This is a genomic window from Bacillus yunxiaonensis (genome assembly GCF_037104695.1).
Classification (GTDB): domain Bacteria; phylum Bacillota; class Bacilli; order Bacillales; family Bacillaceae_G; genus Bacillus_A; species Bacillus_A yunxiaonensis.
This window is the reverse complement of the sequence record NZ_JBAWSV010000020.1, coordinates 1-10,265: the sequence shown is the minus strand read 5'-3', so window position 1 is coordinate 10,265 and position 10,265 is coordinate 1. Positions and strand designations below refer to the sequence as shown.

Genomic DNA, 10,265 nt, shown 5'->3' with positions numbered 1-10,265 from the left:
TACGTGTTACTCACCCGTCCGCCGCTAACTTCTTAAGAGCAAGCTCTTAATCGGTTCGCTCGACTTGCATGTATTAGGCACGCCGCCAGCGTTCATCCTGAGCCAGGATCAAACTCTCCAATAAAGTTTGTCTAGCATCATAAATAAAAATTGACGTTTCACGTTGTTTGTTTCGTTCAGTTTTCAAAGAACTTGTCTGTCGCTCAATTGGCGACTTTCTTATGTTAACATATTTGCACTTCAATGCCAACTAAGTTTTTTATTTCGTTTTCGCTTTTTGCTCTGTTGCATCAGCGACTCGTATAATATTACACCTCTATCTAACAATAGTCAATGGTTTTTTTAGAGATATTTATCTGTTCTTTCTGCAGGATTGTAAAAAAACACCTCAAATACGTCTTTATCCCGCTATTCGCGGGCAGTAAGATCCCCACTGATGGAAGTTTCACTTTATTTACTCCCTCATATGCTTCTGATAGCTTACTCATGGATTACCTTTCCTATTCGGTTCTGTACTAACAACCTTATTTTAACAATTTATAGTATATAATTTAGATAGCAATTAAATTTTTCATTAATGAAACCATTATACAACCTTTGTTTATACAAATTACACTACCAACAAAATCATATTAGAAGCAGGTGGAAACATGGAAGATGTCCGTGTACTTATAGCAGACGATGAAAAAGAAATACGAGATTTATTAAAAAAATATTTAGAACGAGAACTATATACAGTAGATATCGCTATAAATGGTGAAGAGGCTATTCGCTTATTTGAGCAAAACAAATACAACCTCATCATATTAGATCTTATGATGCCTAAAATTGATGGTATCGAAGTATGTAGAAGACTTAGAGATAAAACAAACATCCCAATATTAATGCTCACCGCTAAAGATCAAGAAGTAGATAAAATTTTAGGCTTAAGCATAGGTGCGGACGATTACATTACAAAGCCCTTTAGTATTAATGAAGTGGTCGCTAGAGTAAAAGCTCTTATGAGGCGCTTTTTAATATTAGGAAGTAATGCTAACACGCCAGAAGAAACAATCCTAACATTTAAAGGGCTAACAATTAATTTAAAAAAGTACACAGCTAACGTCAATGGAAAAGAAATCTCTTTAACCGGGAAAGAACTTGAACTATTAAAGTTCTTTGCTTCAAATCCTGAGCAAGTTTTTACGAAAACACAACTCTTTCGCAATGTTTGGGACAGTAACTATATAGAAGATGACAATACAGTTATGGTGCACATTAGAAAGCTTAGAAAGAAAATAGAAGCTAATCCCTCTGATCCTAAATTCATTCAAACTGTATGGGGAATCGGTTATAAATTTGTAGGTGAAAAGGATGAAGAATGATAAAATTCTCTATCTTATCCTATGTCAACTTATAATCATCACTGGGCTTCTATTTATAGACATGGTTCATACATTAAAATTAACTTTATTCATTACACTTATTGTTATAACAATAAGCCTTTTCTTTACAAGACTTCATTTTATTCAGAACCGAAAGTCTATAGTTGATAAATTAAGACGTGCAATGAACGGAAATTTACATACAAGACTATATACAAATAACGACCATTCATTAGATGATGTAGTTTTTTCTATAAATGAATTAATAAGCGAGCTAGAAAAGATTCAAGTTGAAGCCAAAAGATCTCAAGAAGCCCGAAAACAACTTCTATCTAGTATCTCACATGATATTCGCACACCTCTTACTTCTATTATTGGATATATTGATGCTTTAAAAGATGATATTGCTGCTTCTGAAGATGAAAAACGAGAATACCTTGAAATACTCTCGAAGAAATCAAACGGCTTAAAACAATTAGTTGATCAAATATTTAATATGGCCAAGCTAGATGCCGATGAGTTTCCATTAAAAGAAGAACAACTTGATTTTTCAGAGATTACTAGGGAATCTTTAATTGAATTTTTACCTGAACTATCTAAGCAAGGTATCAAGTTACAAGTTAACATTCCTGAAGACCCTTGCCCAATTACAGCAGATTCCCTTAGTCTGATGCGAGTTATAGGTAACCTCATGAAAAATGCCATATATTATGGAAAACCAGGGAAAGTAGTAGGAATAGAGCTCTCGGAAACCACCAATGAATATCAACTGCTTATTTGGGATAAAGGCCCTGGAATTTCAAAACATGATTTAGAGAACGTATTTGAGAGAATGTACCGAAGTGATCAGTCAAGGAACCTTGCGCATGGTGGCAGTGGTCTAGGACTCGCTATCGCGAAAGCTCTCGTAGAAAAAAACGACGGACAAATATGGGTAGAAAGTATTCCGTGGGAAAAGACAACCTTTGGCTTTTCCATCCCGAAGCAAACTGTTTTTAAGAAATAGTTAAGAAATGATTAAGCAGCAGTTAAATCCTCCTTTTTATCATGTAATTAAGAGATTATAGAAAGTAGGTGTTTTAAAGTGAGTACAATTATAAAAACAACAAATCTTACTAAAATTTATGGCAATCAAAAATCTGTAGATAATCTCAATATAAATGTGAACCAAGGAGAGATTTATGGATTCATCGGGCGAAATGGTGCAGGTAAAACGACTACAATTCGAATGCTGCTAGGCCTAATAAAACCTACAAGTGGAAAAATCGAAATATTCGGAGAGGATTTTTTTAAAAACCAAAAAGAAATTTTAAGAAGAATTGGTTCTATCGTTGAAGTTCCAGGTTTTTATGAAAACCTTACTGCAAGAGAAAATTTATTAATTAATGCCAAAATTATGGGCGTTCACAAAAAAAATGCAATTGAAGAGGCATTAGAAATTGTAGGACTGCAACATGAGACAAAAAAATTAGTAGGTAAATATTCTTTAGGAATGAAACAACGATTAGGGATTGCAAGAGCTCTTCTCCATTATCCAGAGCTATTAATATTAGATGAGCCGACTAACGGTTTAGATCCCATTGGTATTAAAGAGATGCGAAAGCTCATTAAATCTTTAGCACAAGAAAGAAAAATCACGATATTAATTTCTAGTCATATTTTAGCTGAAGTCGAGCAACTAGTAGATCATATGGGAATCATTCATGAAGGAAAACTCTTAGAGGAAGTTGCTCTTGATACGCTTCGAAAAACAAATCGTCAATACTTGGAGTTCCAAGTAAATAACGATAATAAAGCTGTAATCCTTTTAGAAAAACAATTTCATATTTTTGATTACGAAGTACATGATGAAGGAAATATTCGTATTTATTCCCACTTGGGACAACAAGGACAGATTAATAAAACATTTGTTCAAAACGATATTGAAGTATTAAAGATTATGATGAGCGAAGATAGATTAGAAGATTACTTCACCAAATTGGTTGGGGGTGGGACAATTGGTTAATCTACTATATACAGAACTATTAAAATTAAAACGCTCTAATATGTTCTTGATTAGTATTATTGGGGCAGCGGTAGCACCATTTATGATAGTTTCAGCCTTTTATATAGAAAAGAAAACAAAACCATCTGCTCCAGCTGCAGGTCTCGATGACCTTTTTTATAACGCTAATATGTATACTATTTTATTAATGGGAGTCCTTCTATACGGAGTCGTTACCTCTTATCTCTTTAATCGGGAATACACAGAAGATACATTAAAAAGCCTATTAACCATTCCTGTATCACGTTTTAACTTTATTATGAGTAAATTTATTCTTCTTTTTATTTGGATTATGATGTTGACTGTAGTTACTTGGGGACTAACTTTACTATTAGGACTATTAGGAGGCTTTCCCGGCTTAAGTGGCCCATTACTTTTGCAATCTTTACTGAAATTTTTGCTGGGCGGTGGACTCCTTTTTGTCTTATCCCCTCCTATTGTACTGCTAACTCTTGTAATGAAGACTTATGTTCCACCTATTATATTTACTATTGTTATAACAATGGTGAACCTTATGGTTACAAATTCGGAACACAAAGATTTATTTCCTTGGACAGCTACACTCGATATAGTAAACAACGAACTGCAACCGACATATCCTCCAGAATACTCTTATATCGTTATTGCTGCTACAGCTATGAGCGGATTTATCACAACAATCTTCTATTTTAAAAAGGTTGATATTCATTGACTTATACAGATAAAAAAATATCCTAGAAGTCTCTACCTGTTCTCAAAATTTGAAAGAAGAATTTTCATTTATATATTAGGAGTGAAATTATGAGCGACACAATCATCGCCTTTATACTTGGAATCATAGAAGGACTAGCAGAATTTTTACCGATTTCTTCTACCGGCCACCTTATATTAGCCGGTCACTTGTTAGGATTTGAAGGAGAAAGAGCAAAAACATTTGAGATTGTAATACAACTAGGAGCGATTTTAGCTATCGCTGTTTTATATCACAAACGCCTCGTTTCTTTATTTAACATTAAACCTCTTCTCCAGAAAGAAAAAAAATTCAATGCATTACATGTACTCCTAGGTGTATTCCCGGCTATAATCGCCGGCTTGCTATTACATGATGTAATTAAAACATACTTATTTCAGGCACACACTGTCGTTATCGGACTTGTAGCAGGAGCTATTCTTATGATTTTTGCAGAGGTAAAAAAAACAGAAGCTACAGCTTATTCAATAGATGATTTAACATATCGTCAAGCATTAACAATTGGATTATTTCAATGTTTAGCGGTCTATCCTGGTTTTTCAAGAGCCGGATCCACTATTTCTGGAGGATTGTTAGCAAAAGCGAATTATAAAGCTTCATCAGAATTCTCTTTTCTTATCGCTCTTCCAGTCATGGTTGGAGCAACTGGTCTAGACTTATTAAAAAGTTGGAAGTATTTAAGTGCAGACGATATCCCAATGTTCGCAGTAGGTTTTATTACTTCTTTTATTGTAGCAATGCTAGCAGTCGTTACCTTTTTAAAGCTGCTAGCTAAAATAGGATTAAAGCCATTTGCCTATTATCGTATTTTGTTAGCTATTGTATTCACTACTTTTGTGCTGCTTTAACTAGAACAATCTCTTCTATTCGGAACAAACAACTAGTCAGCCGATATCCAGATTAGGATATCGGTTTTTCAATGATTTAGCTACTAAGAAAGAAATATTAGAATACACAAGCTATCCAGTCAGCGGGGCCCTTTCATTTAGTTATGATGCAACGTTTTTAATAAATCCAAAAAATATTATAAAGTGACCCTTCCATCAATGAGGATTTTCTTCATCCTCCACCTAGCTTCTTCGCTTCTCTCTATCTTGAGGTTGGGACCTTACTGCCCGCGAATAGTGGGATAAATAAAAACAGCACCGTTCAAGATTACTTGAACGGTGCTGTTTCCACTTCATTTCAAAACCAATAACAAAAAAGTATTTCTTTTCATTACGAAAATGTCTTCATTTTAAAAATGCACTTAGAAAAAACAAAATGAACTTCTCATCAGTAGAGGGATTTGTCATCCCCTGACTATCCCCTTTATTTCTCCTAAACCTCGAGGCAAGGTTCTTACGTGATACAAGTAACTTAAAAAGCAAAATATTTCTTAATAACGCTCTGATTGTATCTAAAAATTTCTAAGTAATCCTAACTTATTTAACCCATTATAGCTATATAGATTCACATCATTTTGCTCACTTTATTCTCACTATAACTGTTATTACTAGTTCTTTTTCTTACTTTTATGTAGTAGTAAGCATAACAAGCAATAATAAACGGTACAGTACAATAAATTCCTAGTCTCTGATCAGGGATAAAAATAAGACTTACTAATATAATTCCATACAATCCGAAACCTAGAATAGGAACAATTGGATAAAGAGGTGTTTTGAATTTCAAGTCTTCCAACTTCCCGCCTTCAGCTAGATAACGCCTACGGAAAAGAAATTGAGAAGCACAAATGGACATCCATACAATAATTGTAATAACGCCCGAAATCGAAATTAACCATAAATAAACCGTCTCAGCAGCCACAACACCCGTCAAAAGTGAAAAAACAGAAATAGATATCGTCATAATTAACGCATATATAGGAATGCCTCGTGACGATAACTTCTGTAAAAAGGCTGGAGCCATGTCATTTTTGGATAACGACCAAAGCATTCTCGTTGCTGCATATAATCCTGAGTTAGCAACAGAAAGAACAGCAGTAAGAATGACAAAGTTCATAATATAGCAGCATATGGAATGCCCATGTTATCAAAAACTGCAACAAATGGACTCTTCGTTAACCCTGCTTCTTTCCAGGGAATCAAGGCAACAAGAACAAATATCGCTAAAACAAAGAAAAACATCGTCCGCCAAATAATATTTCGAATAGAACGCGGTAAAGTTTTTTCAGGGTTTTCACTTTCACCTGCTGCGATTCCAACAAGTTCTGTACCCTGGAAGGAATAGTTAACCGTAACCATTGTTAGCAGTATCGCACCAATTCCGTTTGGAAATAGACCACCATGGTCCGTAAAGTTTGAAAAAAACGGAGCTGCTTCGTTCCCTTTTAGGTCAATAAAACCAAACATCGCTGCCCCTCCAAGAATAATAAAGGCAACAATAGCTGACACTTTAATGCTCGAAAACCAAAACTCTGTTTCTGCATAACTACGGGCAGATAATGCATTGATACTAAAGATTGTAACACCAAACGTTAAACACCAAACCCATACAGGAATATCAGGAAACCAGCGCTGCATCGTAATACCTGCAGTTGTAAATTCAAGTCCAACAGTATTTGCCCAGCTTAGCCAATACAGCCATCCAATAGTAAATCCAGTGGCAGGACTTATATACTTCGTAGCATATTCCTGGAAAGAACCGGACACCGGCATAGCCACCGCAAGCTCGCCAAGACATAACATGACGAGGTACATCAATAATCCACCAGCCATAAAAGCAAGTACAGATCCTCCAGGTCCAGCTTGTCTGATGATAAAGCCAGAACCGTTAAACAAGCCAGTTCCGATTACACCACCGAGTGCAATCATGAACAAATGTCGGCTTTTCATCGTACGCTTTAATTCGTTATTCTTTTTATCAGTATGCGTCATTGTTTTCCTCACTTTCATAATTGATATTATAAAAAAATGCATTTTCCGTATTACGGAATTATTTTCACTATATGAAATCTTGTTATAATTTTCAGATAATTATGTAAAAAAGTCAACATTTTTTGTATCCGCTTCCACACCGCATTTGTTCTATTTTGTTTATTCTGAAATTTAATTTGATTTCATTTTAAATTTTTGCTAAATTGATAGTTAATTAAAGAGATTTACACATTACAAGTAAAGTTGAGGCCAATTATGGTACAGTCCATTGATCGAGCTATAGGTATTATTAAATTACTAAATTCTGATAACAATAAAGAGTACTGGTCAATTTCTGACATAGCCGAAAGAACATCTCTTCCGGTTAGCACAGTGCACAGGCTACTCAATTCTCTAATGAAGCATGAGCTTGTTTCACAAATTCCAGAAACAAAGCATTATACGTCAGGCCCCATGTGGATGGAAATTGGCTTACGTCAATTAGAGAAAATTGACTACAAATTTGTAGCAAGAGAAGTAATGAAACGTTTAGCACATGAAGTAGAAGAAAGCGTTTATTTAAATATTCCAAATGGAACACATTCTATTATTATAGAAAGAATTGACAGCCCATTAAAAGTTCGTGTTATTGATAACTTAGGAGAAAGAATTCCTCTTTCTATCGGTGCAGCAAATAAAACGATACTTGCTAATATGGATCCTAGAGAAGCACATCACATTATTGACCAATTACTTTCTTCCTCATCAGAACAAAAACAAATCCTTTTACATAAATTATTAGAAGTAGAAAGACAAGGGTTTGCTGTGAGTTATGGTGAGAAAACTGAAGGTACTGCATCTGTTGCGGCACCCATTATAGGCTTTAACAATAAAGTGATAGGGGCATTAAGCGTTGGAGTGCTTAGTCACCGTATCAACGATGATCGACTAACTTTCCTTATCAACAAGGTGAAACAAGCCGCTAGTGAAATATCTACTAAAATCGGCAGAACATCAGTAGTATAAACTGAGCAATCTGCCGCCATTTTTTATTCATATAGTGGAAACTAATTTCATAATGTGGAAACTAAAAAAATGGATATGAAAGTTTTAGACTCGAGGCTAGTATGAGTTGTTCTCCAAAATGTTGTTGCTGTTTTTTACACAATAAAATACATGCTTTTACAAGTAATTACTTTTTTAATCGAAAAATTAAGGAGGTTTTATCTTATGTATCAACAATTACACTCACTATCTCTAGAAAAACAAGTCGAAGCACTCACAAAGCATCTTGTTTCATTTAATAGCATTAACGGAACTGAAGGTGAAGCCCGTATTATAGATGAGCTTTATCGTATTTTAAAAAGCTTTCCATATTTTAAACAGCACCCTGAACACTTATGGGTACAAACTGTTCCAAATGATCCAATTAACCGAAAAAACTTATTTGCATTTGTAGAAGGAAACAAAGATTCAACTTCTACTATCATTTATCATTCTCATCTAGATACAGTTGGAATTGAAGACTTTGGCCTACTAAAAGAACATGCTTTTTCATCTGAAACATTAGAAGAGTATTTTCAAACATATGAGGGAAATCTTGATGTCCAAACTGATGCCAAATCTGGAGATTGGCTATTTGGCCGAGGCTCTGTTGATATGAAAAGCGGGGCCGCTGTTCATATCGCTAATATTTTATATTTCTCGCAACATACCGATCTATTAGAAGGAAATCTTCTTTTACTTTTCAATGGTGATGAAGAAGGTGAACACCGCGGAATTACAGCTGCATTAACCGAATTAGAAAGACTACAACAAGAAAAACAATTACACTATCATCTAGCAATTAATAATGATTTCATCACACCTCTATACGACGGAGACAATCAGCGCTATATTTATACAGGAACAGCGGGAAAACTTCTACCTTGCTTCTATATTTATGGAAGAGAAGTACATGTTGGAGATACATTATCAGGAATTGATCCAAACTTTATTGCTGCGCAAATTACACGGAGATTACATAACAACTATAAACTAACTGAAATTATTCCTGATGAACTTGTTCTACCTCCAACATGTTTATATCAACGTGATAATAAAAACAGTTATACTGTACAAACCGCAACAAGCAGCCAGCTATACTTTAATTATTTTATTTACGAATCTACACCTGAAGAAGTTCTTGAAAGACTTTTAGCCGAGACAAGAGAAGTGTGTAAAGAAGCTGAAGAGTACCTCAAAGAACAGTTTCAGCATTATTTACTTGTAACAGGCCTGCCATCACGTGACCTTTCATGGGAGATTGAGGTTACAAGTTACGGAGATTATATAGAAGAATTACAACAACATGGTATAAATACGGAAGCAATTATTCAAGATACACTGAAACAAAGTAATAATAGTGACTTACGTGAAGTTTGTTTTGAAATTGTTGCTGCTCTGCAAGAAATGGATCCCGAGAAAAAAGCAAGGGTTATTCTATTTTTCGCACCGCCTTTTTTACCACATAACTATTTAAAACAAACAAATGAACAAAATCGTCAATTACAAAGCAGTATTGAAGTAATACTGCAAAATGTACAAGATGAGACCGGAGAGCAATTTGTTTTGAAAAAGTTTTTCCCTTATTTAGCTGACGGAAGCTTCCTATCTATACACGAAACAGACGATGAACTCAAACCATTATTACACAACTTTCCGAAGTGGGAACAACTATATCCACTTCCATACGATACTATACGTAAATTAAATATCCCTTCTATTAACATGGGGGTGTACGGGAAAGACGGTCATAAATGGACAGAACGTGTCTATAAACCATATTCATTTCATGTATTGCCTTTACTTATTCAAAAAACAACAATACAACTTTTAAAGGATTTTAAGAAGAGTTCAAATCATGAAACAGTTCATCATATGTAGACACACAAGCACAGCAAATTTTTTAAAATAATACTGTAAAATATAATATTTAATGATAGCAAATAGAAATTTATTGAACTAACCATCAGTGGAGGATACCTCTGCTGATGGAATTTTTATTTTTGAAAAGAAAATAAAACCATCCATTCAATAATAGAACTTCCTAGCTATTTTTCTTTATAATGCACAAAAAAGACGAGTCATTCTGACTCGTCTTAGATTGCCTGGCAACGTCCTACTCTCACAGGGACAAAGTCCCAACTACCATCGGCGCTAGAGAGCTTAACTTCCGTGTTCGGTATGGGAACGGGTGTGACCTCTCTGCCATCATTACCAGACTTATGAAG

At 34.7% G+C, this 10,265-nt stretch carries 7 protein-coding genes, 2 rRNA genes and 1 pseudogene; 7 read left to right on the top strand and 3 right to left on the bottom strand.

What is annotated here, in order from left to right; all coding sequences use genetic code 11:
- A 16S ribosomal RNA gene (locus WAX78_RS25000) occupies positions 1-124 on the bottom strand; the annotation flags it as partial.
- Between the two features lie 526 nt (positions 125-650).
- On the opposite strand from WAX78_RS25000, the gene WAX78_RS24995 reads away from it, so the two are divergent.
- The 5 genes from WAX78_RS24995 (at position 651) to bacA (ending at position 4,986) form a co-directional block, all read left to right on the top strand.
- On the top strand, positions 651-1,364 hold the full coding sequence (locus tag WAX78_RS24995; RefSeq protein ID WP_336484673.1) for a response regulator transcription factor: 714 nt from the start codon (positions 651-653) through the stop codon (positions 1,362-1,364).
- On the top strand, positions 1,354-2,370 hold the full coding sequence (locus tag WAX78_RS24990; RefSeq protein WP_336484672.1) for a sensor histidine kinase: 1,017 nt from the start codon (positions 1,354-1,356) through the stop codon (positions 2,368-2,370). Before WAX78_RS24995 ends, WAX78_RS24990 begins: the two co-directional genes overlap by 11 nt.
- 78 nt (positions 2,371-2,448) lie before the next feature.
- Positions 2,449-3,369, top strand: coding sequence for an ABC transporter ATP-binding protein (locus tag WAX78_RS24985; RefSeq protein WP_336484671.1), 921 nt, complete (start codon positions 2,449-2,451; stop codon positions 3,367-3,369).
- On the top strand, positions 3,362-4,099 hold the full coding sequence (locus WAX78_RS24980) for an ABC transporter permease (RefSeq protein WP_336484670.1): 738 nt from the start codon (positions 3,362-3,364) through the stop codon (positions 4,097-4,099). The genes WAX78_RS24985 and WAX78_RS24980 overlap by 8 nt, the downstream gene beginning before the upstream one ends.
- Before the next feature lie 89 nt (positions 4,100-4,188).
- Entirely contained in the window at positions 4,189-4,986 is a 798-nt protein-coding gene (bacA, locus tag WAX78_RS24975) for an undecaprenyl-diphosphate phosphatase (protein ID WP_336484669.1), read from the top strand.
- A 604-nt stretch (positions 4,987-5,590) separates the two neighbouring features.
- Here the strand turns inward: bacA and WAX78_RS24970 are convergent.
- Positions 5,591-7,014: pseudogene (locus tag WAX78_RS24970) on the bottom strand (amino acid permease).
- Positions 7,015-7,269: 255 nt separating this feature from the next.
- On the opposite strand from WAX78_RS24970, the gene WAX78_RS24965 reads away from it, so the two are divergent.
- Together WAX78_RS24965 and WAX78_RS24960 are read left to right on the top strand one after the other, a co-directional pair.
- Complete coding sequence (locus WAX78_RS24965; protein ID WP_336484668.1) at positions 7,270-8,019, top strand: IclR family transcriptional regulator; 750 nt, start codon at positions 7,270-7,272, stop codon at positions 8,017-8,019.
- 204 nt (positions 8,020-8,223) lie between these two features.
- Positions 8,224-9,918, top strand: a complete 1,695-nt coding sequence (locus tag WAX78_RS24960) for a M20/M25/M40 family metallo-hydrolase (RefSeq protein WP_336484667.1) — start codon at positions 8,224-8,226, stop codon at positions 9,916-9,918.
- Positions 9,919-10,140: 222 nt separating this feature from the next.
- Here the strand turns inward: WAX78_RS24960 and rrf are convergent.
- Positions 10,141-10,256 (bottom strand): 5S ribosomal RNA (rrf, locus tag WAX78_RS24955).
- Positions 10,257-10,265: the final 9 nt, after the last annotated feature.

What these genes read in the sequence shown, in the direction of transcription:
- WAX78_RS24965 (WP_336484668.1), top strand. Translation starts at nt 7,270, where the DNA reads ATGGTACAGTCCATTGATCGAGCTATAGGTATTATTAAATTACTAAAT.
- WAX78_RS24995 (WP_336484673.1), top strand. Translation starts at nt 651, where the DNA reads ATGGAAGATGTCCGTGTACTTATAGCAGACGATGAAAAAGAAATACGA.
- WAX78_RS24960 (WP_336484667.1), top strand. Translation starts at nt 8,224, where the DNA reads ATGTATCAACAATTACACTCACTATCTCTAGAAAAACAAGTCGAAGCA.
- WAX78_RS24990 (WP_336484672.1), top strand. Translation starts at nt 1,354, where the DNA reads ATGAAGAATGATAAAATTCTCTATCTTATCCTATGTCAACTTATAATC.
- bacA (WP_336484669.1), top strand. Translation starts at nt 4,189, where the DNA reads ATGAGCGACACAATCATCGCCTTTATACTTGGAATCATAGAAGGACTA.